19 protein-coding genes are annotated in these 24,479 nt (G+C 71.7%); 7 read left to right on the forward strand and 12 right to left on the reverse strand.

Annotation, left to right across the window (positions count from 1 at the left end):
- Nucleotides 1-107: 107 nt before the first annotated feature.
- The 4 genes from ACIOWN_RS15490 to ACIOWN_RS15505 are packed head-to-tail and all read right to left on the reverse strand — an operon-like array spanning nucleotide 108 to nucleotide 5,753.
- On the reverse strand, nucleotides 108-1,361 hold the full coding sequence (locus tag ACIOWN_RS15490) for an NAD(P)/FAD-dependent oxidoreductase (RefSeq protein WP_401982449.1): 1,254 nt from the start codon (nucleotides 1,359-1,361) through the stop codon (nucleotides 108-110).
- Nucleotides 1,358-2,794 carry an NAD(P)/FAD-dependent oxidoreductase gene (locus ACIOWN_RS15495; protein ID WP_401982450.1) on the reverse strand — a complete coding sequence of 479 codons (1,437 nt, stop codon included), beginning with the start codon at nucleotides 2,792-2,794 and terminating at the stop codon, nucleotides 1,358-1,360. Before ACIOWN_RS15495 ends, ACIOWN_RS15490 begins: the two co-directional genes overlap by 4 nt.
- On the reverse strand, nucleotides 2,791-4,224 hold the full coding sequence (locus ACIOWN_RS15500) for an FGGY family carbohydrate kinase (protein WP_401982452.1): 1,434 nt from the start codon (nucleotides 4,222-4,224) through the stop codon (nucleotides 2,791-2,793). The genes ACIOWN_RS15495 and ACIOWN_RS15500 overlap by 4 nt, the downstream gene beginning before the upstream one ends.
- Nucleotides 4,221-5,753: an APC family permease gene (locus tag ACIOWN_RS15505; RefSeq protein WP_401982453.1), complete on the reverse strand. Its 1,533-nt coding sequence runs from the start codon at nucleotides 5,751-5,753 to the stop codon at nucleotides 4,221-4,223. The genes ACIOWN_RS15500 and ACIOWN_RS15505 overlap by 4 nt, the downstream gene beginning before the upstream one ends.
- Before the next feature lie 387 nt (nucleotides 5,754-6,140).
- On the opposite strand from ACIOWN_RS15505, the gene ACIOWN_RS15510 reads away from it, so the two are divergent.
- The gene (locus ACIOWN_RS15510; protein WP_362351590.1) at nucleotides 6,141-6,902 is read left to right on the forward strand and encodes a DeoR/GlpR family DNA-binding transcription regulator; all 762 of its coding nucleotides are present in this window, start codon (nucleotides 6,141-6,143) and stop codon (nucleotides 6,900-6,902) included.
- A 105-nt stretch (nucleotides 6,903-7,007) separates the two neighbouring features.
- Here ACIOWN_RS15510 and ACIOWN_RS15515 read toward each other — a convergent pair whose 3' ends face one another.
- The 3 genes from ACIOWN_RS15515 to snpA all read right to left on the reverse strand — a co-directional run bounded on the left by ACIOWN_RS15515 (nucleotide 7,008) and on the right by snpA (nucleotide 8,921).
- On the reverse strand, nucleotides 7,008-7,388 hold the full coding sequence (locus ACIOWN_RS15515) for a DUF2511 domain-containing protein (protein WP_362351588.1): 381 nt from the start codon (nucleotides 7,386-7,388) through the stop codon (nucleotides 7,008-7,010).
- Nucleotides 7,389-7,507: 119 nt separating this feature from the next.
- Complete coding sequence (locus ACIOWN_RS15520) at nucleotides 7,508-7,912, reverse strand: hypothetical protein (RefSeq protein ID WP_362351586.1); 405 nt, start codon at nucleotides 7,910-7,912, stop codon at nucleotides 7,508-7,510.
- Nucleotides 7,913-8,222: 310 nt separating this feature from the next.
- Nucleotides 8,223-8,921: a snapalysin gene (gene snpA, locus ACIOWN_RS15525; RefSeq protein WP_401982455.1), complete on the reverse strand. Its 699-nt coding sequence runs from the start codon at nucleotides 8,919-8,921 to the stop codon at nucleotides 8,223-8,225.
- 195 nt (nucleotides 8,922-9,116) lie between these two features.
- Here snpA and ACIOWN_RS15530 point away from each other — a divergent pair, with 195 nt between their 5' ends.
- The gene (locus ACIOWN_RS15530) at nucleotides 9,117-10,151 is read left to right on the forward strand and encodes a LysR family transcriptional regulator (RefSeq protein WP_362351580.1); all 1,035 of its coding nucleotides are present in this window, start codon (nucleotides 9,117-9,119) and stop codon (nucleotides 10,149-10,151) included.
- A 69-nt stretch (nucleotides 10,152-10,220) separates the two neighbouring features.
- On the opposite strand, the gene ACIOWN_RS15535 is transcribed toward ACIOWN_RS15530, so the two are convergent.
- Nucleotides 10,221-13,595, reverse strand: a complete 3,375-nt coding sequence (locus ACIOWN_RS15535; protein ID WP_401982457.1) for a pyruvate carboxylase — start codon at nucleotides 13,593-13,595, stop codon at nucleotides 10,221-10,223.
- Nucleotides 13,596-13,719: 124 nt separating this feature from the next.
- Entirely contained in the window at nucleotides 13,720-15,360 is a 1,641-nt protein-coding gene (pgm, locus tag ACIOWN_RS15540) for a phosphoglucomutase (alpha-D-glucose-1,6-bisphosphate-dependent) (RefSeq protein WP_362351575.1), read from the reverse strand.
- Between the two features lie 270 nt (nucleotides 15,361-15,630).
- On the opposite strand from pgm, the gene ACIOWN_RS15545 reads away from it, so the two are divergent.
- From ACIOWN_RS15545 to ACIOWN_RS15555, 3 genes are all read left to right on the forward strand, one after another.
- The gene (locus tag ACIOWN_RS15545; RefSeq protein ID WP_401982459.1) at nucleotides 15,631-17,166 is read left to right on the forward strand and encodes an MFS transporter; all 1,536 of its coding nucleotides are present in this window, start codon (nucleotides 15,631-15,633) and stop codon (nucleotides 17,164-17,166) included.
- Nucleotides 17,167-17,257: 91 nt separating this feature from the next.
- Nucleotides 17,258-17,686, forward strand: a complete 429-nt coding sequence (locus ACIOWN_RS15550; protein ID WP_362351570.1) for a hypothetical protein — start codon at nucleotides 17,258-17,260, stop codon at nucleotides 17,684-17,686.
- A 106-nt stretch (nucleotides 17,687-17,792) separates the two neighbouring features.
- Nucleotides 17,793-17,987: an antitoxin gene (locus ACIOWN_RS15555; RefSeq protein ID WP_100571811.1), complete on the forward strand. Its 195-nt coding sequence runs from the start codon at nucleotides 17,793-17,795 to the stop codon at nucleotides 17,985-17,987.
- A 117-nt stretch (nucleotides 17,988-18,104) separates the two neighbouring features.
- Here the strand turns inward: ACIOWN_RS15555 and ACIOWN_RS15560 are convergent, their stop codons facing one another.
- The 3 genes from ACIOWN_RS15560 to ACIOWN_RS15570 all read right to left on the reverse strand — a co-directional run bounded on the left by ACIOWN_RS15560 (nucleotide 18,105) and on the right by ACIOWN_RS15570 (nucleotide 21,299).
- Entirely contained in the window at nucleotides 18,105-18,473 is a 369-nt protein-coding gene (locus ACIOWN_RS15560) for a cytochrome C oxidase subunit I (RefSeq protein ID WP_362351564.1), read from the reverse strand.
- The gene (gene ctaD, locus ACIOWN_RS15565; protein ID WP_362351561.1) at nucleotides 18,470-20,149 is read right to left on the reverse strand and encodes a cytochrome c oxidase subunit I; all 1,680 of its coding nucleotides are present in this window, start codon (nucleotides 20,147-20,149) and stop codon (nucleotides 18,470-18,472) included. Before ctaD ends, ACIOWN_RS15560 begins: the two co-directional genes overlap by 4 nt.
- 214 nt (nucleotides 20,150-20,363) lie before the next feature.
- A complete protein-coding gene (locus ACIOWN_RS15570) occupies nucleotides 20,364-21,299 on the reverse strand; it encodes a LysR family transcriptional regulator (RefSeq protein ID WP_362351558.1) in 936 nt (311 codons plus the stop codon).
- Nucleotides 21,300-21,393: 94 nt separating this feature from the next.
- Here ACIOWN_RS15570 and mdlC point away from each other — a divergent pair, with 94 nt between their 5' ends.
- The gene (gene mdlC, locus ACIOWN_RS15575; protein WP_401982462.1) at nucleotides 21,394-22,974 is read left to right on the forward strand and encodes a benzoylformate decarboxylase; all 1,581 of its coding nucleotides are present in this window, start codon (nucleotides 21,394-21,396) and stop codon (nucleotides 22,972-22,974) included.
- 29 nt (nucleotides 22,975-23,003) lie between these two features.
- Nucleotides 23,004-24,458 (forward strand): benzaldehyde dehydrogenase, encoded by a 1,455-nt coding sequence (locus ACIOWN_RS15580; RefSeq protein ID WP_362351552.1) that lies wholly within the window; start codon nucleotides 23,004-23,006, stop codon nucleotides 24,456-24,458.
- Nucleotides 24,459-24,479 lie beyond the last annotated feature (21 nt).

Raw genomic sequence — 24,479 nt, forward strand, 5'->3', positions numbered from 1 at the left:
GTCCATGGGACCGCTTGCTCACTCTTGTCAGCAGCAAACGGTTCACCCGGGAGAGAGCGACATTCCCCACACGGGCGCCTCGGTGCCCGCGACCTGCCGTGCCGGGATCAGCCGAGACCGATGCGGACCGGGCCGCCGGCGGGCGAGACGCCGTCGAGCAGACCGGCCGGGACCCGGAAGACGCGGCCGGGAGCGGCCGGCCAGGCGAGGGTCCGGCGGGCGAGGGTCCGTCCGTCCTGGCGGACGGTCACCTTGGGGAGGCGGACGAACTCGTCGGTCCACAGCAGCAGGCGCCCCCGGGCGGGTGCGGGGTCGCCCGGCCGCAGGAGTTGCGGGGCGACCCAGCGGAAGGGGGCGTCGGCGATCAGGCGGACGCCCTCGGCCGGCCGGTCCTCGCCGCTGAGGTGGTGGACGACCTGCCGGGCGACGTGCCTGCCGTCGAGGGCGGCGACGTCGGCGGTGTCGACGGGGTGCAGCAGATTTCCCGCGGCGAAGACACCGGGGCGGCTGGTGCGCAGCGCGGTGTCGGTGAGCGGGCCGAGGGTGCCTTCGTCGAGGGTGATGCCGGCGGAGCGGGCGAGTTCGTGGTCGGGGATCCAGTCGCCGGTGAAGACGACGGTGTCGCAGGCGACGGTGCGGCGCCGGCCGGTGTCGAGGTGCTCGATCTCCACGGCCTGGCAGCGTCCCTTGCCGATGACGCGGGTGACGCGGGTGCGGGTGGCGACGGGGACGCGCAGCACGGTGCGTCCGGCCGCGTTGAAGGCGGCGTAGGACTCCGCCTTCGGGTACTGGCTGACCATGAGGGCGGGGGTGCAGCCGGCCTCGCGCAGAGTGACGGCCGCGGACCAGCTGACGAGTTCGCCGCCGACGATGACGGCCCGCTTGCCGACGGGCTGGTGGTGCAGGTGGACGAGGTTCTGCAAGTGGCCCGTGGTGTAGACGCCGTGGGGGCGGTCGCCGGGGATGCGGCGTGCCGTGCGGGGCCGTTCGCGGGCGCCGGTGGCCAGCACGATGGCGCGCGGCCGGATCCGGTAGCGGCCGTCGGGGCTGGTGACGTCGACGGTGTCCTCGTCGGCCCAGCCGGTGACCATGGTGCGGGTGCGGATCTCCGCTCCGGCCCCGGTGGCCTGCCGCACGAGGTGGCGGGCGTAGGCGGGGCCGGTCATCACGCGGCGCAGGTCGCGCAGGCCGTAGCCGGTGTGGTCGCTGTGCCGGGGGATGCCGCCGGCGTCCTGCTCCCGGTCGACGACGAGGACGCTGCCCGCCTGGCGGCCGGCCAGTTCGGCCGCCGCGGTCAGGCCCGCTGGGCCGCCGCCGATGATGAGGACGTCGGGCGTGGTCAGGGGCGGCTGGTGGGTCATCGGTTGTCCTTGTGCTGGCTGCGGCAGCCGTCGTGGGTGTGGTGCTTCTCGCGCAGTGCGGCGACGGCCGCGCCGCAGAAGAAGCCCTGGCAGCGGCCGTTCATCGCGCGGGTGCGGCGGCGCAGTCCCTCCAGGTTGCGGGCGGGTACCGGGGCGTGGCAGGCGTCGCGGATCTCGCCCTCGGTGACCCGTTCGCAGAAACAGACGACGGTGCCGTAGGCGGGGTCGCGGGCGATGAGGTCGGCGTCCTGGTAGGGGCGCGTGCCGGCTTCGCCGATGTTGGGCATGCGCGGCGGCTCGGGCAGTTCGGCGCGCGGGCGCAGGTCCAGGCCGGCCTCCTCCAGGAGGGTGCGGGCGTGTTCGGCGATGGCGATGCCGGCGGTCAGGCCGGTGGAGCGGATCCCGCCGACGAGGAGGTAGCGCTGCGCCGGGGCGGCCTCGATGAGGTAGTCGGAGTGGTCGATGGCGGCGCGCAGCCCGGCGTAGCTGGCGGTGACCTCTTCGGCCAGCAGGCGCGGCATGAGGCGTTCGCCCTTGGTGAGCAGGAAGTCGAAGCCGTCCTCGGAGGTGGCGGTGTCGGTGCGGTCGGTGAGGTCCTCGGCGGTGGGGCCGAGCATGACGTTGCCGTAGATGGTCGGGGAGATCAGTACCCCCTTGCCGCGTGAGGTCGGTACCGGGAGGACGATCTTGTTCACCATGGGGCGGGCGAGCTTGTCGAAGACGAACAGCTCGCCGCGGCGGGGGGTGACGGTGAAGCGGTCGTGGCCGAAGAGGCGGTCGATGTGGTCGGCGCCGAGACCGGCGGCGTTCACCACCCAGCGGGCCCGTACGTCGCCGGCGGGCGTGTGCAGGGTGGTGACCTCGTCGCCTTCGTCGACGCCGGTCACGGCGTGCTGGAGCAGGATCGTGGTGCCGCGCTGCCGGGCGTCGGTGGCCAGGGCGAGGTTGGTGGTCCAGGTGCAGATGATGGACTCGTCGGGCACGGTCAGCCCGCCCAGCGCCCCCTCACCGAGGTCGGGGACCAGTCCGTGGACCTCGTCGGCGTCGATGATCCGGCAGTGCGTGTAGCCGTTGGCCTCGGCCTTCTCCTTCAGGCCGGGCAGCGCCCGGAGTTCCTCGTCGGTCCAGGCCACCAGGACGGCACCGGTGTGTTCGACGGGGATGCCGGTGGCTTCGGCGTAGGCGCTCAGCAGGTGGTAGCCGCGGGCGACCAGGCGGGATTCGAGCGTGCCGGGCTTGGCGTCGAAGCCGGTGTGCAGGATCGCGGTGTTCGCCTTGCTGGTGGCGTCGCCGACGTCGTCGCGGGCGTCGAGCAGCGCGACACGGACGTCGTGGCCGGACAGTTCGCGTGCGATCGCCGCGCCGACGATGCCTCCGCCGATCACCGCGACGTCGAAGACGCCGTCGTGGGGGCGGTGCGGGGTGGCGGTCATGAATGGTCTCCCTCGGTGGCACGGGCCGTCGCGGCCCGCGCCCATGCGGTACGGAACTCCTCGGCCCGGTCGGCGGACCAGCGGGGTTCGTAGACGGTGGTCGGCTGCCAGTCGCCGACGGCTTCTTCGAGCCCGAGCGCCGGATCGAGGGCGCAGCGGGCCAGGGCGGCCGCCCCCAGGGGGGTGGCGTGGGCGTGGGGGTAGATGTCGACCGGCATCTGCGCGATGTCGGCCTGGGCCTGCATGAGGACGGCGGAGTTGGTCAGTCCGCCGTCCGCGCGCAGCCGGGTCAGGGGACGGCCGAGATCCTTGGCGACCAGGGTGCCCAGCTCGGCGACCTGCGCGGCGATGCCCTGGAGCAGGGCGAGGACGAGGTGTTCGCGCCGGGTGGCCAGGGTCATGCCGGTGAAGGACGCGGTGGCCTCCGGGGCCCACCAGGGCGCGGCTAGGCCGGCGAACGCGGGCACGCACAGCACGTTCCCGGCGTCGGCCGCCGCCAGGGTGTCCAGGTCGGTCGCGGACTGGATGAGGCCGAGGTCCTGGAGCCAGCGCACCGCCGAGGCGACGGTGTAGACCTGCCCGTCCACGCAGTACGGCGTCCGTCCGGCCGCCCGCCAGGCCACCGAGGTGGTCAGTCCGGCGCTGGAGCGCACCGGGTCGAGGCCGGTGTTCGCCAGCAGGAAGGCGCCGGTGCCGTACGTGCATTTCGCGGTGCCCGGCTCCAGGCAGCGCTCCGCGACCAGAGCCGCCTGCTGGTCGACGATCAGCCCGGCCACCGGCATCTCCTGGCCGAAGGCCCTGGTGGTGCCGACGACCTCGTCGCAGGCGGCGATGCGGGGCAGCCGCTCGTCGCCGAGGCCGAACAGGTCCAGGAGTTCCTGGTCCCAGGCGGCGGTGTCCAGGTCGAGGACGAGTGAGCGGCTGGCGGTGGAGGCATCGGTGACGAACTCCCCCGTGAGGTGGTGCACCAGCCAGGTGTCGGTGGTCGTCACCACGCCCTCGCGGGTGAGGTTGCGCCGCAGCCAGGCCATCTTGGGTGCGGAGAAGTACGGGTCGAGGACGAGGCCGGTGCGCCGGGCAATGCTCTCGGCGTGCTCGGCCAGTTCGCCACAGACGCTTTCCGCGCGCCGGTCCTGCCATACGAGCGCCTGGGTCAGGGGGGTTCCGGTGGCCGGGTCCCAGGCCAGGACCGTCTCGCCCTGGTTGGCGAGGGCCACGCAGGCGATCGGACGGCCGGCCGCGCTCACCGCGCGGCGGCCGGCGTCGAGGACGGAGTCGAGCAGTTCGTGCGGGTTCTGCTCGACCCCTCCGCCGTCGAGGTAGGTGGGGCGGACGGTCTCCTCGGCGATGGCGACGGTGCCTTCCTCGGGGTCGACGACGATGGCCTTCGTGCCCGAGGTGCCCTGGTCGATGGCGAGGATCGCGGTCACCGTGCGCTCCCTTCCGCGACGGTGTCCGCGGACGTGCCGTCGGCGGCATCCAGGGCCCGGTCGACGTCGGCCATGTCCGGCATGGTCAGCCCGTCCCTGCCGCGCCGGATCAGCAGACCGGTGAAGTAGACGGCACCGATCGCGAACAGCACGAGAACGTAGGTCCACGGGGCACGGAAGGAGGCATCCCGGAAGATCAGCAGCTCGTACACCAGCCAGACGCCCGCGACGACCAGCACCGGCACTTCCCAGCGGCCCAGCGAGAAGCCCTGTGACGCGGGCAGGGAGCGGCGCTTGATGGCGTACATCGCGACGGTGCCGGCGTAGATGAGGGCGGGCAGCAGGGTTCCGGCGGAGAACAGCTGGAAGAGCGCGTCGGTGGAGCGGGAGAAGACCGCGAGGATGATCTGCGCGATGAGCATCATGAACACCGAGGCGTTCAGGGGCGTGGCGGTGCGCCGGTCCAGGCGCTTGAGCAGCCGCCAGCCGGGGAAGCGCTCGTCGCGGGACATCGCGTAGACCAGGCGGGTGCCGCTCAGGGTGATCACCAGTCCGCAGGAGAAGATCGACACGACGACCAGGACCAGCAGGATCTTGCCGACGACCGAGCCGAGCACGGCGGTGATGACGGTGGCCACGGGAGTCGCCGAGGCGGCGACACCGTCGATCCGGCCGGCCGCCGCGGTGACCGCTACCAGGAACAGGAAGCCGAGCACGCCCAGCGAGAGGACCGCCTGGACCATGGCCTTGGGGATGACCCGGGCCGGGTTCTTGGTCTCCTCGGCCAGGTTGGCCGCCGACTCGAAGCCGACGATGGTGAACGCGCCGAGCAGGAACGCCAGGGCGAACGGTCCGGCCGTGGTGCCGCCACCCAGGCCGTAGTAGCCGCTCGCGGGGACGGTCCCGGTGTCGAAGAGGTGCCCGAAGTCGAGCTTGCCGGTGAAGGCGCCCACCGCGAACAGCAGCACGGTCAGCGCGATCATGCCGACGAGCTGCACGGTGACGGCCACGTTGTTGACCCGGTGGGTGGTGCGGGTGGAGGCGGCGACGAGGAGTGCCTGGAGCAGTACGACGCCGGCGGTGATCACCCAGGCGTTCTGTGTGGTGCCGACGTAGCGGAACAGCTCCGGAAGGATGGTGGAGGCGATCGTGTAGTCGACGGCGATCAGGACCACGCCCAGGAAGGCGAACGAGATCCATCCCATGATCCAGCCCCATACCGGGCCCACGATCCGTGACACCCATTGGTACGAGTAGCCGCTGATCGGGATGCGCGCGGCGAGGGCGCCGAAGACCAGGGCGATGGAGAGCTGGCCGATCACGGAGATCGGCCAGGCCCAGATGCCGCGCGGGCCGGAGGTCGCGAGCACCGAGCCGTAGGTGGTGAAGATGCCGGTGGCGATGGAGACGAACCCGAAGGCCACGGAGAACGAGGCGTACCAGCCGAGTTCCCGCGCCATCTGCTTGGGCTCACCCGCACCCGGAGCGCCTGTTCCTGATCTCTGGGGAGCTGATTCTGCGTGTGCCATGACTCTTTTCCCTGTTTAACAGTGCCCCGCCGTGGAGTGCGAGAGCCAGTGAACGTGAGCAACCGAACTCGGTCGGCTGTGCGGGGACGCCCCGCGCGGGGTCTGCCGGGGCCTGTCCGCCGAGGGGTGCGGCGGGGCCTGCGAGGGTGCGCAGGGCCGTGGCCGAAGCGGTCTCGCCAACCCACCCACCTGACCGTTTCTGTGGATTGTTGACCGCGCGTTGCTGAAAGTGTGGAGCCTTGCCCGTCTCCCGTCAAGAGTCGTTCACCGTGCGCGACACCGAGGACGCCGGTTCTGGGGCGAGGAAGCCGGTCCGGCCTGGCACCGGCCGACCGTAGAATGCAGTCACAGATCCACAGAAACGGTCATCACCCAGGGAGGTGGGACGTGCTCGCCGCCGAGCGTCACCGCAGAATCGTCGCCGAGATCGCCCGGCTGAAGTTCGTCACCACCGACGACCTGACCACGCTGCTCGGCGTCTCCCACGAAACGGTCCGCAGGGACCTCGCCCTGCTCGAACGGCACGGCGAGCTGTCCCGGGTGCACGGCGGCGCCACCAGCGCCCAGGCGCCGGTGGGCGAGGAGGCGCCCTTCAGCGAACGCAGCGGCAGCCTCGCCGCGGAGAAGGAGACCATCGGCCGGGCGGCGGCGGCGCTGATCGAGCCGAACCAGACCGTCGTCATCGACGTGGGCACCACGGCCCTGGAGGTGGCCCGCGCACTGCCCGCCGACCACGCCGGCGTCATCGCCACCCCGTCCCTGCTCGTGGCCGCGGAGGTCAGCACACGGCCCCGGGTGGAGGTCCTGGTCAGCGGCGGACGGCTGAGGGCGGGCGACCTCGCCTGCTCCAACGCCCAGGCGGTGGAGTTCTTCGGCAACCTGCGCGCGGACGCCGTCTTCCTCGGGTCCGGCGGGATAGCCCCCTACGGGCTCACCGACTTCCATCTCGACGAGGTCGCCACCAAGCGGGCCATGCTCGCCGGCGCCTCGCACCGCTATGTACTGGCCGACTCCAGCAAGTTCGGCCGCACGGCCGCCCACCGCGTGTGCGAGCTGGACGGCTTCGACACCCTCGTCACGGACCAGCCCTGCCCGGCGGACCTGCGCACCGCGCTCACCCGGGCCGGGGCCACGGTCGTCGTGGGGTGATCCGCCTGGAGTCCGGCCGACCCGCACCGTGCGGGCCGGAGCGAGACCGGGGCCACCGCCACGGGCGCCAGGGGTGGGGCGCCCGGGGCGGGAGGCGGGGCCGGACTACTTGCAGAGCTCCAGGCCGCGGTCGATGACCGCCTCCAGGGAGATGTTCTTGCCGGGGTTGTTGGGGTCGCCGGCCCAGATGGGGTCGGGCCCGGGGTGCTTCTGCCGGGCGCGGCTGTTGAGACCGTAGGTACCTTCGGCGGTGATGAAGGTGACGGCCTGGTCGGCGCAGGCGAGGTTGCCGGAGGCGACCGTGAACGGCCAGGGGGTGGTGGTCCGTTCGGTGATGTAGCCCGTCGAGTCGGGGTCGCCCGGGGTGGCGGCGGGCTCGGCGTTGTCGGTGCTGTCGCGGTCGGCGGTGCCGGAGCCGCCGAGGCAGCCGGTCAGGGCGAGACAACCGAAGACTGCGGCCGCGGCGGCGGTGACACGGATGCGCATGATCCCCCTTGGACAAGTGATGAGGATGAGATCGAAAGCAACATCATCTGCCCGGTGACCGAAAATGGCGGGTACTGTGTCGGCTCTGTGATGGGATCGTGACGGTCAGTGGAGGCGTCCTACGTGCACGGGACCGGGCCGTCATCGCCCAGGATCGTCGATCCGGTCCCGTCCACGGCTCCCCGTGCCTCGTGAACGAACGACAGGATTCCGTGCACGAGGCGCAGAGGATGGACGTTTCTCCTGCGCTGCGTGAAGCTGTCCAGCAGTTCGTAGCCGGTGCACAGCATCACTTCGCTTCCCTCATATGATTCGAGGTTGATCACCGCGGCCTCGAGCAGGCGAAGCTCACCGGTAAGCAAGGGGAGATCGTCGCGAAGTTGACTGGAGGCCAGTCCGGCTCGTGCGTACAGTGCCGGTATCAACGCGGATCCGCTGGCACTGGCTATTGTTTTTTCGTCCGCGGAGCTCAATTCGGCAATTTGAGCATGGGCGTACTCGAAAATCTCCACGAGGGTGGCCATTTCTCGAACGCTGATGGCGATCGCAGACGAGGCGGTCGGTGACTCCGATGAGCCTCCGGGCTGGTCACGGCGGCGTCTACGCATGGATACATCCCTGGTGATTGGTGCGGCTCCTGCGCCTGCATCAAGCGGGATGATCACAGGGTCTCCACGGAAAAGGGAGGGTCAGCGGCGATTTTCAGCCAGTCGAAGCCCAGCTGCGACCGAAAGGTTTCGAGAGTGCGCTCGGTCCGCCCGCCCCGGGCCGCCGAACGCGGCGGTGCGGGCCGCCCTGTGGGGTGGGCGGCCCGCACCAGTGGGGGGCGGGACGTCAGTTGGCCTTGTCCAGCTCCTTCAGGGCCTTCGCGAGACCGTTGGCCCACAGCTGGTTGACGCGGGCGCGCTCGTTGGCGTCGGGGTAGCGGTTGGTGCAGGAAGTGCCGGGTCCGCCGCCCGACATCAGCTCGCTGCACGGGCCGCTGTAGTGGTCCGGCAGGCCCAGCACGTGGCCGGTCTCGTGGGCGGTGACACGGATCGAGTCGTACTGCCGGTTCTGCGCGTAGTCGAGGAAGACGTAGCCCTTGCCGTGGCCGTTCGTGGAGGCGTAGGAGCCCCGCGAGTCGTTGCCCTCGTAGTACGCGAAGTCGGCGCTGCCCGAGGTCGCCTGAAGCTTGACGTTGGACACCGAGCTGTTCCATATGGAGGCCGCGTTGGATATCTGCGAGGCGAAGCTCGGCGCCTGGGAGGCGTTGTAGTAGACGGTCACCGACTGGAGGGTCGGGTGGGCGGCCTGCTTCTCGGCGACGGACTTCAGCACCGCTTCGAAGAACGCCTTGTTGTTGGCGGCGCTCTCCGCGGAGCCGGCGTACCGGGCGTACGCGGCGGAGGCGGACGGCGCGGAGCGGGCGGTCTCGGCGCTCGCCGGAGTCGCGGTGCCCAGGGCGGCGGAGGCCAGGCCGAGGCCGAGCGCGAGGGCCAGCAGCCGCCGGGAGGTCTTCGCGGACGTGGAGGACGTACGGGACGCCTTCATGTGGGGGGCTCCTACTCGTTCGTGTGGGGTGGTGAACGACCGGTCACGCAGGAGTTTCGGGCACACCAACGGGCCGGCGGATGATGGCAACCGGGGATAGCGCGGGGCTATCGGCGCCGACTCGTACGATTCCGCTGGTTCCGTTGGCATTTGAACGTCTGGTGCGGCGTCACACGCGCCCCTACGCTCCCTCCCATGGAGCTCGAGGTGAGGCACCTGCGGGTGCTGTGCGCCATCGCCGACCACGGCAGCCTGCACCGGGCGGCTCGGCAACTCGGTTTGGCTCAGCCCTCGTTGAGCACCCAATTACGCCGTATCGAGCACGCGCTCGGCGGTCAGCTCTTCCTGCGCACCCGTACGGGCTGCCGCCCCACACCGCTGGGACACGCGGTACTGAGCCGGGCCAGACCCCTCGTCGCCGAACTCGCCTCCCTCGTCACCGAGGCGCGGGCGGCGGCGGCGCGGGCCGCCGGCGGTACGCGGCTGCGCATCGGCGCCACCGCGAGCCGGGCCCTGCCGGGCTGGCTACGCCGGCTGCGCACCCGCGTGCCGCGGACCGAACCCACCCTCCAGATGGACGCCTCGGCGAACTGCCTGCTGCGCCTGGTCGCCGCGGGGCGGCTGGACATGGCCTTCGTGCACGAGGTCGAGGGCAGCCCACTGCGGATCCCGGCCGGGCTCTGCGTGCGCGTACTGATCGAACGTGAACCGCAGTTCGTCTCCCTCGCCGCCGACCATCCGGCCGCCGCGCTGCCCGAGGTGCGGCTCGCCGACCTCGCGGGCGACCGCTGGATGGTGGACTCCACGGTCGACGGCGAATGGGACGCCCTGTGCCGCGTGCTGCGCGAGGCGGGTCTCGACTCCGACATGCTGCACGGCGACTACCTCACCGCGTACTCCCTGGCGGCCACCGGCGAGGTGGTGACGGTCAGTCAGCCCACCGCACGCCCCCGCGCCGAACTCGCCATCCGCCCCTTGCAGGGCGACCCCATCGGAGTACGACTCCTCCTCGCGGCCCGCACCGAGTCGGAACTCGACCTGGCCTACTCCGAGTTGGAGGAGTCCTACTGGGAGGCGGCCCACCAGTCCCCGGCCTACCAGACCTGGCTGAACCGCGCCGGCACCCACCCGCGCCCCGCGCCCCGCCCCGCCCGCGTCGCCCAGACGTCCCATACGGACCCCCACACGGACACTCCCCGGCGCAGACGCCCGATACCGGTCGGCCCGTAGGCGAGGTCAGCCACGGCAGCGGACGGCGCACCACCCGCCGGGCCGGTGGTGCGCCGTGCAGGGGTCGGCTCAGCTCACCTCGACGAGGAGGTCGCCGCCCTCCACCTGCTGGATGTGGTTGATGGCCAGCCTGGTCACTCGGCCGGACCTGGGGGCGGTGATGGCGGCCTCCATCTTCATGGCCTCGATGGTGGCCACGGTCGCGCCGGCCGCCACCTCGTCGCCCTCGGCGACCGCGAGGGTCACCACGCCGGCGAACGGTGCGGCCACATGGCCGGGGTTGGCCCGGTCGGCCTTCTCCGTCACGGGGACGTCGGAGGCCGCCGTGGCGTCGCGTACCTGGATCGGGCGGAGCTGGCCGTTCAGCGTGGACATCACGGTGCGCATACCGCGTTCGTCCGCCTCGCCGATGGCCTGGAGTTCGATGAGGAGCCGCACACCGGGCTCCAGGTCGACGGCGTACTCGTCGGCGGGGCGCAGCCCGTAGAAGAAGTCCTTGCTGTCCAGCACGCTGGTGTCGCCGTAGGCCTGGCGGTGGGCCTCGAACTCCCGGGTCGGTCCGGGGAACAGCAGCCGGTTGAGGGTGGAGCGGCGGGACTTCTCCAGGCCGGAGCGGTCCTCGTCGGTGAGCTCGGTGACCGGCTTGGCCTGCGCGCGGCCGTTGAGCGCCTTGGTGCGGAACGGCTCCGGCCAGCCGCCGGGCGGCGTGCCCAGCTCACCGCGCAGGAAGCCGATCACGGAGTCGGGGATGTCGAACCGGTCCGGCGCCTCCTCGAAGTCCTCCGGCGCCACACCGGCGCCGACCAGGTGCAGGGCGAGGTCGCCGACCACCTTGGACGAGGGCGTGACCTTGACCAGGCGGCCCAGGATGCGGTCGGCGGCGGCGTACATCGCCTCGATGTCCTCGAAGCGGTCGCCGAGGCCCAGCGCGACCGCCTGGGTGCGCAGGTTGGACAGCTGACCGCCGGGGATCTCGTGGAGGTAGACGCGTCCGGTCGGCGAGGCCAGTCCCGCCTCGAACGGGGCGTAGATCTTGCGGACGCTCTCCCAGTACGGCTCCAGGTCGCTGACCGCCTTCAGGTCGAGGCCGGTGGGCCGGTCGGAGTGGTCGGTGGCGGCGACGATCGCCGACAGCGACGGCTGGGAGGTGGTGCCGGCCATGGAGGCGACCGCGCCGTCCACGGCGTCGGCGCCCGCCTGGACGGCGGCGAGGTAGGTGGCGAGCTGACCGCCCGCGGTGTCGTGGGTGTGCAGGTGGACCGGCAGGTCGAACTCGCGGCGCAGCGCGGACACGAGCCTCGCGGCGGCGGGCGCCCGCAGCAGCCCGGCCATGTCCTTCACGGCCAGGACGTGCGCTCCGGCGGCCACGATCTGCTCGGCCAGGCGCAGGTAGTAGTCCAGGGTGTACAGGCGCTCGGAGGGGTCGGACAGGTCCCCGGTGTAGCACAGGGCGACCTCGGCGACCGCCGTCCCGGTCTCGCGTACGGCGTCGATGGCCGGCCGCATCTGGCCCACGTCGTTGAGGGCGTCGAAGACGCGGAAGATGTCGATGCCGGTGGCGGCGGCCTCCTCGACGAAGGCGTCGGTCACCTCGGTCGGGTACGGCGTGTAGCCCACGGTGTTGCGGCCGCGCAGCAGCATCTGGAGACAGATGTTGGGCACCGCCTCGCGCAGGGCGGCCAGACGCTCCCAGGGGTCCTCGGCGAGGAAGCGCAGGGCGACGTCGTAGGTGGCGCCGCCCCAGCACTCCAGGGACAGCAGCTGGGGCAGGGTGCGCGCCACGACCGGGGCGGCGGCGAGCAGGTCCTTGGTGCGCACGCGGGTGGCGAGCAGCGACTGGTGCGCGTCGCGGAACGTGGTGTCGGTGACGCCGATGGTCGGCGACTCGCGCAGGAGGCGGGCGAAGCCGTCGGGGCCGAGTTCGACGAGCTTCTGCCGGGAGCCGGCGGGCGGCTCGCCCGCGGGCAGCGGCGGCAGCTTGGTGACCGGGTCGATCACCTCGGGCCGTTCTCCGTGCGGCTTGTTCACGGTGACGTCGGCGAGGTAGGTGAGCAGCTTGGTGCCGCGGTCGGCGGAGGAGCGCGCGGTCAGCAGGTGCGGGCGCTGCTCGATGAACGACGTGGTGACCCGCCCGGCCTGGAAGTCGGGGTCGTCGAGTACGGCCTGGAGGAACGGGATGTTCGTGGCGACGCCGCGGATGCGGAACTCGGCCACGGCGCGCCGGGCCCGGCCGATCGCGGCCTTGAAGTCCCGTCCGCGGCAGGTGAGTTTGACGAGCATGGAGTCGAAGTGCGCGCTGATCTCGGTACCGGCGTGGGTGGTTCCGCCGTCCAGGCGGATGCCCGAGCCGCCCGGGGAGCGGTAGGCGCTGATGCGTCCGGTGTCCGGGCGGAAGCCGTTGGCCGGGTCCTCGGTGGTGATGCGGCACTGCAGGGCGGCGCCGCGCAGGGTGACGGTGTCCTGGGAGAGCCCGAGGTCGGCGAGGGTCTCGCCGGCGGCGATGCGGATCTGGGCCTGGACCAGGTCGACGTCGGTGACCTCCTCGGTGACCGTGTGCTCGACCTGGATGCGCGGGTTCATCTCGATGAAGACGTGGTTGCCCTCGCGGTCGAGCAGGAACTCCACGGTGCCCGCGTTGCGGTAGCCGATCTCCCGGGCGAAGCGCACGGCGTCGGCGCAGATCCGCTCGCGCAGCGCCGGGTCGAGGTTCGGCGCGGGCGCGATCTCGATGACCTTCTGATGGCGGCGCTGGAGCGAGCAGTCGCGCTCGAACAGGTGGATGACGTCACCCTGGCCGTCGGCGAGGATCTGCACCTCGATGTGGCGCGGCTCGACGACGGCCTTCTCCAGGAAGACGGTGGGGTCGCCGAACGCGGACGCCGCCTCCCGGGACGCCGCCTCGATGGACTCCCGCAGCGCGGCGGGGTCCTCCACCCGGCGCATGCCGCGCCCGCCCCCGCCCGCGACCGCCTTGACGAACACGGGGAAGCCGATGTCCTCGGCGGCGCGGACGAGTTCGTCGACGTCGGTGGAGGGCGCGCAGGAGCCGAGCACGGGCACGCCGGCCGCGCGGGCGGCCGCGACCGCGCGGGCCTTGTTCCCCGTCAGTTCCAGCGTGTGGGCGTCCGGTCCGACGAAGGTGATGCCCGACTCCTGGCAGGCGCGGGCGAGTTCGGGGTTCTCGGACAGGAACCCGTAGCCGGGGTAGACGGCGTCCGCGCCCGCCCGGCGGGCCGCGCGGACGATCTCCTCGACGGAGAGATAGGCGCGGACCGGGTGGCCCGGCTGGCCGATCTGGTAGGCCTCGTCGGCTTTCAGCCGGTGCAGCGAATTGCGGTCCTCGTGGGGGAAGACGGCGACGGTTCGCGCGCCCAGTTCGTAGCCGGCGCGGAACGCGCGGATCGCGATCTCGCCGCGGTTGGCGACCAGCACCTTGCGGAACATGCTCTATCCCTTCGGCCTGCCGGTGAAAGGACCATGGTGTCGGCCATGCCCTCACCATGCCATGTGAGCCGGGCCACTCATCCCGATTCTCTCCCGCGCTTCCGCCGCTGTCGTGGTGCCGTCGTCACCCGCCGAGTGCCGCGTGGACGACGCGTTCGGCCTCGTCCTGGACCTGGGAGAGGTGGCCGGGGCCCCGGAACGACTCGGCGTAGATCTTGTAGACGTCCTCGGTGCCCGAGGGGCGGGCCGCGAACCAGGCGTTCTCGGTGGTCACCTTGATGCCGCCGATGGGCGCGCCGTTGCCGGGCGCCTCGGTGAGGACGGCGGTGACGGGTTCGCCGGCGAGGGTGTCGGCGGTGACCTGGGCCGGGGACAGCTTCGCCAGGCGGGCCTTCTCCTCTCGGGTGGCCGGTGCGTCGAGGCGGGCGTAGGCGGGTTCGCCGAAGCGGGCGGTGAGCTCCGCGTAGTGCTGGGACGGCGTCCGGTCGGTGACGGCGGTGATCTCGGAGGCGAGCAGGGCCAGGACGATGCCGTCCTTGTCGGTGGTCCACACCGAGCCGTCCCGGCGCAGGAACGACGCCCCGGCGGACTCCTCGCCGCCGAAGCCGAGCGAGGAGTCGATCAGTCCGTCCACGAACCACTTGAAGCCCACGGGCACTTCGACCAGCCGGCGGCCGAGGTCCGCGGCGACCCGGTCGATCATGCCGGAGGAGACCAGGGTCTTGCCCACACCCGCCTCGGCGGGCCATCGGGTGCGATGGGCGTAGAGGTAGGAGATGGCCACGGCGAGGTAGTGGTTGGGGTTCATCAGTCCGGCGTCCGGGGTGACGATGCCGTGCCGGTCGGCGTCGGCGTCGTTTCCCGTGGCGATCCGGAAGCGGTCGCGCTGCCCGATGAGCGACGCCATCGCGTACGGCGAGGAGCAGTCCATACGGATCTTGCCGTCCCAGTCCAGCGTCATGAAGCGCCAGGTGGGGTCGGTGAGCGGATTGACGACGGTCAGGTCGAGGCGGTGCTGCTCGGCGATGCGGCCCCAGTAGGCGACGGAGGCTCCGCCCAGCGGGTCGGCGCCGATCCGCACGCCGGCGTCCCGGACCGCGTCGAGGTCGAGCACGCTCGGCAGATCGGTGACGTAGGCGCCGAGGAAGTCGTAGCGGCCGGTGCGGGGCGCGGTGAGCGCGCGGGGGTACGGGAGGCGCCGTACGTCCTTCAGGCCGCCCGCGATGATCTCGTTGGCGCGGTCCTGGATCCAGGAGGTCGCCTCCGAGCCCGCGGGGCCACCGCCGGGCGGGTTGTACTTGAAGCCGCCGTCGCCGGGCGGGTTGTGCGACGGGGTCACCACGACACCGTCGGCGAGTCCCGAGGTGCGGGAGCGGTTGTGGGTCAGGATCGCGTGGGAGACGGCGGGGGTGGGGGTGTAGCCGTCCGCCGTGTCGATGAGGACGGTGACGTCGTTGGCGGCGAAGACCTCCAGCGCGGTGACCCGCGCGGGTTCGGACAGGGCGTGGGTGTCCGCGCCCAGGAAGAGGGGGCCGTCGGTGCCCTGCCGTGCTCGGTACTCGCAGATGGCCTGGCTGGTCGCGGCGATGTGGTCCTCGTTGAACGCCGTCGTCAGGGACGATCCGCGGTGTCCGGAGGTCCCGAACGCCACGCGCTGTCCGGCCTCGGCCGGGTCGGGGTGCAGCGCGTAGTACGCCGTCACCAGGCGGGCGACGTCGATCAGGTCCTCGGGTCCGGCCGGCTTGCCCGCTCGCTCGTGCTGCATGGCACCCACGCTCCTCCGCGTCGCTCGTGCGTCCGCTGTCCGCTCGCGGTCTCATCTTCCCCTGTGCGCGGGAAGCGAGTCGTGCCGGTGCGGATCCCGGTCGCAGGCCGCGTCGGCGCCGGTCCCGGGTCGGCGGGCCGGTCGTCGCACGCGTGAAGAACGGCGCTCTGGGCAGCCGCTCCAACACGCACCGAGGGCCGGAACCGCACGGAATGCCAGTACCTCGCACAGGCGCACGGAGCGCACAGCACCAAAGGGCAAGGTGACGTGGTGGTGAACGTGACACCCGACGGGCAGGCCGGTCCCTCCGGCGCGACCGGGCCGTCGGCGGCCGCCACGCGACTGCCGCGGCAGGTCCGCCAGGAGCTGTCCCGCCGGCTGCGGCGCAGCAGGCGCGCCCTGCGCGAGGAGGACGTGCAGATCGTCGAGCCGCCGCTGCTCAGGCGCGCGGTGGGCGCCTCCGCCCTCGGCAACTGCATGGAGTGGTTCGACTTCGGCGTCTACAGCTACCTCGCCGCCACCATCGGGAAGGTCTTCTTCCCCGGCGCCTCCCCCGGCGCCCAGGTGATCTCCTCCTTCGCGACGTTCGCCGCGGCCTTCGTGGCGCGTCCCCTCGGCGGCCTCGTGTTCGGCCCGCTCGGGGACCGGATCGGCCGGCAGAAGGTGCTCGCCACCACGATGATCATGATGGCGGTGGGCACGTTCGCCATCGGCCTGATCCCCGGCTACACGACCCTCGGCATCGCCGCCCCGATCCTCCTGCTGCTCGCCCGGATGGTCCAGGGCTTCTCCACGGGCGGCGAGTACGGCGGCGCCACCACCTTCGTCGCCGAGTACTCCCCCGACCGCCGCCGCGGCTTCCTCTCCAGCTGGCTCGACTTCGGCACCTTCGTCGGCTACGCGCTGGGCTCCGCCCTGGTCACCGCGCTGAACCTGCTCCTCACGGACGCCCAGATGATCGCCTGGGGCTGGCGGGTCCCGTTCCTGATCGCCGGACCGCTCGGTGTTATCGGCCTGTACATGCGGCTGCGGCTGGAGGAGTCGCCCGCCTTCCAGCAGCAGCTCGACGAGCACGAGCGGAGCCTGGCCCAGAAGTCGGCGGGCAGCGAGCTGCGGTCCATCGTCAGGAACCACTGGGGCGCCCTGCTGATCTGCATGGGTCTGGTGCTGCTCTACAACGTCACCAACTACATGGTCACCGGCTTCCTGCCCACCTACCAGACGGAGACCCTGCACCGCTCCAGCGGCTCCGCCGACCTGCTGGTGCTGCTGGGCATGGTGTGGATCGTGCTGCTGATCACCTTCATCGGCCGGCTCAGCGACCACGTCGGACGGCGCCCGGTCTACGGGGTCGCGGCCGCCGCGATGATCGTCCTCGCGGCCCCCGCGTTCCTGCTGATCAAGATGCGGGGGACCTGGGCGCCGGTCTGCGGCGTGCTGATCCTGTCCACGCTGCTGGCCTGCTTCGCCGCGCCGAGCGCCGCCACCCTGCCCGCGCTCTTCCCGACCGCGGTGCGTTACGCGGCCATGGGCATCGGCTTCGACTTCGCCGTCGCCGCGTTCGGCGGCACCACCCCTCTGGTGACCGAGGCCCTGGTCAACGTCACGGGCAACGACATGATGCCCGCCTACTACCTCATGCTGGCCGGCGCGGTCGGCCTGGTGACCGTGAGGTTCCTGCCGGAGAGCGCCCAGGTGCCGCTCAACGGCTCCCAGCCGATGGTGGGCTCCGCGCGGGAGCGGCGGGAACTGATCACCACGTCGCGGGCCCTGTACAAGGCCGCCGACTGGACGCCGGGAGCCTAGGGACTGGTCCATGCCCCGGCCTCGTGCGCGTGCGGCTCCTCCGCCATGGGAGAGTGGTCCCCTGACACAGGGCAGGTCGGAAGGAGGAGCAGTGCCGGAAAGGCGCCCGAAGCGTTCGAGCAAGTCGCGTCTCGCGGTGATCGCGCTGATCGTCGGTCTGGGGACCTGGCTGGGCTTCGTGTGCTACTCGATCGCGACAGAAGCCCCGCCCGGCGCGCCGAGCATGGCCGCGCTGGCCGACATGGCCCAGAAGGCGGCCACCGACCGGGACGCGGACGGCCTCCAGACGCTGTTCGACGAGGACACCGTCTCCGACGACTACGCCGCCGACTACCTGGACCGGCTGGGCGAGCACGCCCCTGCGTTGCAGGCCCGGGTGGAGCACCGCGACGGACACGACTTCCTGCTGCTGCGCTCCGCGAAGGTCGACTCCGTGTGCACGGCCTGGCACATCACCCAGCGGGACGGCCGCCGGCTGCTCGACGGTGTGCCGCCGGCCGAGAACCTGTGCGCACCCTGACGGCGGACCGGTGTTTTCGCAGGTGATCCCCGCCTTCCCGGCTGCGGATGCATCCCCTGCCGCCGTCGGCCATGCTGGGAGGAACCCCGGCGTTAAGGAGTATGCGATGAGCATGCTGGACAAGCTCAAGGGACTGCTGAAAGGTCACGAGGAGCAGGCCGGCAAGGGCATCGACAAAGGCGGTGACTACGTCGACGAGCGGACTCAGGGTAAGTACCGGAGCCAGGTCGACACGGGTCAGGACAAACTCAAGGAGCAGCTCGGCCGGCCGGACCCGGGTCAGGACCAGCCGCCGCAGTGACACCTCCGTGATCAGGAGCGCCGGCCCGGTGGGCCGGTACGACGGGCTCGGGCCGCCCCCGCGAGGAGGGCGGCCCGAGTGCGTTCGGCACAGGTGGGGCGGGACGGATCCGCGGTCTCAGGGCCGCGCGAGGGCCAGCGCCAGGACGGCCGCCCCGGCGAGCACCGCGAGGGCCATGAGGACGAACGCGAAGCACCGCGCCCGCAACTGGCGGTAGCGCTGTTCGTACTCGCCGCGCAGCGCCCGGCACCGTTCGGCGATCCGCTGGAGGTCCGCCCGGGCCCGCAGCAGGCAGTCGGAGACGTAGCACTCCTCGATCTCCTCGCGCTGCGCCGTGGTCAGCCACTGCATGGGCTCCGTGAAGGCACGGGCCCGCTGCTCGGCCTCGGCGACGCGGGTCTGCCAGAGCAGATAGCCCTCGACCTGCTCGACCAGTCCGGTGGGCCCGCTCGGCTGCCCGTCCGGGCGCTCCGCCGCGTCGGTCATCCTGGCAGGCCCAGATTCTCCCGCTTGTCCGTGACCGAGACCTCCGGGTGGTGCAGGTCGAAGGCCGGGGACTCGCTGCGGATCACGGGCAGGGTGACGAAGTTGTGCCGGGGCGGTGGGCAGGAGGTGGCCCACTCCAGGGAGCGGCCGTAGCCCCACGGGTCGTCGGTGTCGACCTTCTCGCCGTACTTGGCCGTCTTCCAGATGTTGTAGAAGAACGGCAGCATCGACAGCCCCAGCAGGAACGAGCCGATGGTGGAGATCTCGTTGAGCGTGGTGAAGCCGTCGCTCGCCAGGTAGTCGGCGTACCGGCGCGGCATGCCCTCGGCGCCCAGCCAGTGCTGCACCAGGAACGTGGTGTGGAAGCCGACGAAGAGCGTCCAGAAGGTCACCTTCCCCAGGCGTTCGTCGAGCATCTTGCCGGTCCACTTCGGCCACCAGAAGTGGAAGCCGGCGAACATGGCGAACACCACCGTGCCGAAGACGACGTAGTGGAAGTGCGCCACCACGAAGTACGAGTCCGAGACGTGGAAGTCCAGCGGCGGCGAGGCCAGCAGGACTCCGGTCAGACCGCCGAAGAGGAACGTCACCAGGAAGCCGGTCGACCACAGCATCGGCGTCTCGAAACTCAGGGACCCCTTCCACATGGTGCCGGTCCAGTTGAAGAACTTCACCCCGGTGGGGACCGCGATCAGGAAGCTCATGAAGGAGAAGAACGGCAGCAGCACACCGCCGGTGACGAACATGTGGTGTGCCCACACCGTCACCGACAGGCCGGCGATGGAGATGGTGGCGCCGATCAGGCCCATGTAGCCGAAGATCGGCTTGCGGGAGAAGACCGGGATGATCTCACTGACGATGCCGAAGAACGGCAGCGCGATGATGTACACCTCGGGATGCCCGAAGAACCAGAACAGGTGCTGCCACAGCAGCGAGCCGCCGTTGGCCGCCTCGAAGACATGGGCGCCCCACTTGCGGTCCACCTCCAGGCTGAGCAGAGCGGCCGCCAGGACCGGGAAGGCCAGCAGGACCAGCACCGCGGTCAGCAGCACGTTCCAGGTGAAGATCGGCATGCGGAACATGGTCATGCCCGGCGCGCGCATGCAGATGATCGTGGTGATGAAGTTGACGGCGCCGAGGATGGTGCCGAAGCCGGACATGCCCAGGCCGAGGATCCACAGGTCCCCGCCCAGGCCCGGTGTGTGGATGACGTCGTTCAGCGGGGCGTACGCGAACCAGCCGAAGTCGGCGGCGCCCTGCGGGGTGAGGAAGCCGGCCACCGCGATCAGCGAGCCGAACAGGTAGAGCCAGTAGGCGAACATGTTCAGCCGCGGGAAGGCCACGTCCGGGGCGCCGATCTGCAGCGGCATGATCCAGTTCGTGAAGCCCGCGAACAGCGGCGTCGCGAACATCAGCAGCATGATCGTGCCGTGCATCGTGAACATCTGGTTGTACTGGTCGTTCGACAGCATTTGCAGACCCGGGCGGGCCAGTTCGGCGCGCATGACCAGCGCCATGATGCCGCCGAGCAGGAAGAACACGAAGGAGGTGATCAGATACAGCGAGCCGATCGTCTTGTGATCGGTCGTCGTCACCCAGTTCACCACCACGGCGCCGGGCCTCAGGTGACGACGGGGAGCGGCGGTTTCCCGCGTGGTGTGCTGGACGTCTGTCATGCGGCCCGTGACACGCTTTCTCTCGGGAGATGGGAACACGAAGGTCCACGCGGTTCTCCCGCAGGGCCCGCCTTCCATCCTTCCGCCTCACGCCGACGAACCGGAGGCAGCCGTCGCCTGGACGGAGTAACACCCGGCGGATTCCACCCGGTTGGCCTACGTGTCTCACGCTCATGGCGGGCACGGCGCGGTCGCCGCGGCGCGCGGCGCGGGCCTACCCGGTGGCGGACGGCGGCAGTTGGGCCGGGCTCACCCGCTCCCCCAGGACCTCGGCCATGAACCGCACCAGCCACCGCTGGGACGGGCTGCGCGAGGACTCGTGGCGCGCGTACAGCGCCACCTCGATCGGCTCGGTGTGGAACGGGAGCCGTACCAGGCGCAGTTGGTGGGAGGAGGCGAAGACCTCGCCGACGTACTCGGGGACGATGGCGATCAGGTCGGTCTGCTCCAGCAGGTAGGGGAGCATCGAGAAACGGGTGGCGTCCACCACCACCCGGTCGAGCAGACCGTGCGCGGCGAGCACGGCACGCGGGACGACGTGGCCGCTGGGGCCGAAGACGGTGGCGTGGGACTCGGCCGCGAGCTCGGCCAGGGTGACCGACTCGCCCCGCACGCGGGGGTGGCCGGCGGCGACCATGCCGACATAGCGCTCGTGGAAGAGCGGAATCCGCACGGTCCGGTGGGAGGTCAGCACGGGGGTGGCCACGAACGCGTCGATGTCGCCGCGGCGCAGCTGGTGCTCCGCCTCGTCCACGTCCAGCGGCCGCACCGTGAAGGACACCCCGGGAGCCCGCTCGCGGGCCGCGGCCATCAGGCGCGGCAGCAGGGTCACCTCGCCCAGGTCGGACAGGGCCACCGTGAAGCGGCCGGACATGGCCCGCGGGTCGAAGACGTCGGCCTGGCGGACCGTGCCGTCGATGTCGGCGAGGGCGCGCTGCAAGGGCTCGTACAGCCTGCGGGCGCCCGCGGTCGGCGTCAGTCCGCGTCCCGTGCGCCGGAACAGTTCGTCGCCGAAGTGACGGCGCAGCTTGCCCAGGCTGTAGCTGACGGTGGGCTGGGTGACGTGGAGCGTGTCGGCGGTGACCGTGACGCTGCCGGTCTCGTACAGCAGTACGAAGACGCGGGCGAGGTTGAGGTCGAAGGTCCTCATATCGAAGCAGTCTATATCGCGACGGTAAAAGATTTATTGGTGCTCATGTCAGCGCTTGCCTAGCGTGGCGTGCGTCACTCCGAAAGGAACGCCCGTGCCTTCCGTACGCCGCCTCTGCCACGAGTTCCTGGAGCGCCAGGGCCTCACCACCGTGTTCGGCAACCCCGGCTCCAACGAACTGCCCTTCCTCGCCGGGCTCCCCGACAGCTTCCGCTACGTCCTCGGCCTGCACGAGGGTGCCGTCGTCGGCATGGCCGACGGGTACGCACAGGCGACCGGCCGGCCCGTCCTGGTCAACCTGCACGCGGCCTCGGGCTCCGGGAACGCGATGGGCGCGCTGACGAACTCCGTGGCCTCCCGCACCCCGCTCGTGATGGTCGCGGGCCAGCAGGTGCGCTCCGCCGTCGGGCCGGAGGCCAACCTGTCCAACGTGGACGCCCCGGCGCTGATGCGGCCGCTCGTCGGCTGGGCGGCCGAGCCGACGTGTGCCCAGGACGTGCCGCGCGCCCTCGCTCAGGCCGTCTTCGAGGCGGAGCTCCAGCGGCGTCCGACGTACCTGTCCGTCCCCTACGACGACTGGGCGGCCGACGCCGGTGACAACGCCCTCGCGGTCCTCGACCGGCGGGTCGCCCGTGCTTCCGTCCCGGACGGGGAACAGTGCCGCCGGCTGGCCGGGCAGATCGCCTCCGCCCGGCGGCCCGCGCTGGTGCTGGGCGGGGACATCGACTCGGCGGGACTGTTCGACGACGCCGTCCGGCTGGCCGAGCGCCTGGGCGGCCCGGTGTGGGCGGCCCCCTCGCAGTTCCGGCTGCCCTTCCCCAACCGGCACCCCCTGTTCCGCGGTGTGCTGCCCGCCGGGATCGCGCCGGTCTGCGAGGCGTTCGAGGGCCACGACCTGGTCCTGGTGCTCGGCGCGCCGGTGTTCCGCTACCACGAGCACCTGCCCGGCCGGTACCTGCCCGAGGGCACCCGGCTGATCCAGGTGACCGAGGACGCCTCGGCCGCCGCGCGGGCGCCGATGGGCGAGGCGCTGGTCGCCGACCCCGGAGCCGTCATCGGCCTGCTCCTGAAGCTGCTCGACGAACCCGAGGCGCCCGCCGGCTCCTTCCGTCCCGCGCCCGGGCCGCCGGACGGTGACGGCTCCCGGCTGCACCCGGAGCAGGTCTTCGCCGCGCTGCGCGACGAACTGCCCGAGGACACCGCGTACGTGGTCGAGTCGACGTCGACGAACTCCTCCTGGTGGCGCCAGATGGACCTGCGCCGGCCCGGCTCCTACTACTTTCCCGCGGCCGGCGGACTCGGGTTCGGGCTGCCCGGCGCGGTAGGGGTCGCCATGGGCCGGCCGGACCGGCCGGTGGTCGGCGTCATCGGGGACGGCTCGGCCAACTACGGCATCACCGCCCTGTGGACGGCCGCACAGCACCGTGTACCGCTGACCGTCGTACTGCTGCGCAACGGCACGTACGGGGCACTGCGCTGGTTCGGCGGCCTGCTGGGCGTGCCGGACGCCCCCGGTCTGGACATCCCCGGTCTGGACTTCACCCGCATCGCCGAGGGATACGGCGTCCCGGCCCGGCACGTCGGCGACGCCGAGGAGCTGCGGGCCGCCCTCGCCGAGCGCCCGGACCACCCGCGCCTGATCCAGGTGGACACGGCGCTCACCACCCCGTCCTGATCCGCCCCGAGAAGAAGCGAGGAAACGCGATGGCACTCCTGGACAGCGACGTCTGGGGCAAGAAGTTCTTCAGCGACGGCTGGAGGGACGCGTCCGCCGGGCAGCCGGTCGTCGAGCCCGCGACCGGTGAACAGCTCGCGACGGCGGGCCTGGCCACCGCCGAGGACGTACGGCGAGCGTCCGCCCGCGCGGCGGAGGCGCAGCGCGACTGGGCGGCGGCCTCCCCGCAGCGGCGGGCCGCCGTGCTTCGCCGGGCAGGTGAGCTGCTGGCCGAGCACTCCGCCGAGATCGAGGACTGGCTGGTGCGCGAGGCCGGGTCCGTACGGGCCAAGGCGGCCTTCGAGGCGCGGCTCGCCGTGGGCGAGTGCTTCGAGTGCGCGGGCCTGCCGACGCATCCGCAGGGTGAGGTGCTCACCTCCGAGGACGCCCGCTGGTCCTTCTCCCGGCGCCGTCCCGCGGGTGTCGTCAGTGTCATCGCGCCCTTCAACTTCCCTCTCGTCCTGGGTCTGCGCTCGGTGGCGCCGGCGCTGGCCCTGGGCAACGCGGTGCTGCTCAAGCCGGACCCGCGCACCGCGGTGAGCGGCGGTGTCGTCATCGCGCGCGTCTTCGAGGAGGCGGGGCTGCCGGACGGCGTGCTGCACCTGCTGCCGGGCGACGGCCCGGTCGGCCGGGCGGTCGTCGAGGCGCCCGAGGTGCGGGTGGTCTCCTTCACCGGCTCGACCCCGGTCGGACGGGCGATCGGCGAGCAGGCCGGACGGCTGCTCAAGCGGGCCCACCTGGAGCTGGGCGGGAACAACGCGCTGGTCGTACTGCCGGGGGCGGACGTGCGGAAGGCTGCCTCCGCGGGCGCGTTCGGCTCCTATCTGCACCAGGGCCAGATCTGCATGACGACCGGCCGGCACATCGTCCACGAGTCGCTCCTGGAGGAGTACACGGCGGCGTTGGCCGCGAAGGCCGCGGCCCTGCCGGTCGGCGACCCGGCCCGTGAGGACGTCGCGCTCGGCCCGCTCATCGACCGGCGCCAGCTGGAGCGGGTGCACCGGATCGTCACCGACAGCGTCGCCGCGGGCGCGACCCTCGCCGCGGGCGGCGAGATCGTCGGCGCGGGCTACCGGGCCACGGTGCTGAGCGGGCTGACGACCGACATGCCGGCCTGGCGCGAGGAGATCTTCGGGCCCGTCGCGCCCGTCATCGGCTTCTCGACGCCGGAGGAGGCGGCGCGGATCGTCAACGACTGCGAGTACGGGCTGTCCGTGGGGATCCTCGGCGACGTGGGGACGGCGATGAAGCTCGCCGACCGGATCGACTCCGGCAAGGTCCACATCAACGAGCAGACCGTCAGCGACGAGCCCAACGCCCCCTTCGGCGGGGTCAAGGCCTCGGGCACCGGGTCCCGGTTCGGCGGCGCCGCCGCCAACGTCGAGGCCTTCACCGAGACCCAGTGGCTCACCGTCCGGCCCGACATCGCCGACTACCCGTTCTGACCCTGCCCGCCCCTGTTCCGA

This window comes from Streptomyces sp. NPDC087787 (assembly GCF_044743035.1).
Classification (GTDB): Bacteria; Actinomycetota; Actinomycetes; order Streptomycetales; family Streptomycetaceae; genus Streptomyces.

What these genes read in the sequence shown, in the direction of transcription:
- ACIOWN_RS15490 (WP_401982449.1), bottom strand. Translation starts at nt 1,361, where the DNA reads ATGACCCACCAGCCGCCCCTGACCACGCCCGACGTCCTCATCATCGGC.
- ACIOWN_RS15495 (WP_401982450.1), bottom strand. Translation starts at nt 2,794, where the DNA reads ATGACCGCCACCCCGCACCGCCCCCACGACGGCGTCTTCGACGTCGCG.
- ACIOWN_RS15505 (WP_401982453.1), bottom strand. Translation starts at nt 5,753, where the DNA reads ATGGCACACGCAGAATCAGCTCCCCAGAGATCAGGAACAGGCGCTCCG.
- ACIOWN_RS15515 (WP_362351588.1), bottom strand. Translation starts at nt 7,388, where the DNA reads ATGCGCATCCGTGTCACCGCCGCCGCGGCCGCAGTCTTCGGTTGTCTC.
- ACIOWN_RS15520 (WP_362351586.1), bottom strand. Translation starts at nt 7,912, where the DNA reads ATGGCCACCCTCGTGGAGATTTTCGAGTACGCCCATGCTCAAATTGCC.
- snpA (WP_401982455.1), bottom strand. Translation starts at nt 8,921, where the DNA reads ATGAAGGCGTCCCGTACGTCCTCCACGTCCGCGAAGACCTCCCGGCGG.
- ACIOWN_RS15530 (WP_362351580.1), top strand. Translation starts at nt 9,117, where the DNA reads ATGGAGCTCGAGGTGAGGCACCTGCGGGTGCTGTGCGCCATCGCCGAC.
- ACIOWN_RS15535 (WP_401982457.1), bottom strand. Translation starts at nt 13,595, where the DNA reads ATGTTCCGCAAGGTGCTGGTCGCCAACCGCGGCGAGATCGCGATCCGC.
- pgm (WP_362351575.1), bottom strand. Translation starts at nt 15,360, where the DNA reads ATGCAGCACGAGCGAGCGGGCAAGCCGGCCGGACCCGAGGACCTGATC.
- ACIOWN_RS15555 (WP_100571811.1), top strand. Translation starts at nt 17,793, where the DNA reads ATGAGCATGCTGGACAAGCTCAAGGGACTGCTGAAAGGTCACGAGGAG.
- ACIOWN_RS15560 (WP_362351564.1), bottom strand. Translation starts at nt 18,473, where the DNA reads ATGACCGACGCGGCGGAGCGCCCGGACGGGCAGCCGAGCGGGCCCACC.
- ctaD (WP_362351561.1), bottom strand. Translation starts at nt 20,149, where the DNA reads ATGACAGACGTCCAGCACACCACGCGGGAAACCGCCGCTCCCCGTCGT.
- ACIOWN_RS15570 (WP_362351558.1), bottom strand. Translation starts at nt 21,299, where the DNA reads ATGAGGACCTTCGACCTCAACCTCGCCCGCGTCTTCGTACTGCTGTAC.
- ACIOWN_RS15580 (WP_362351552.1), top strand. Translation starts at nt 23,004, where the DNA reads ATGGCACTCCTGGACAGCGACGTCTGGGGCAAGAAGTTCTTCAGCGAC.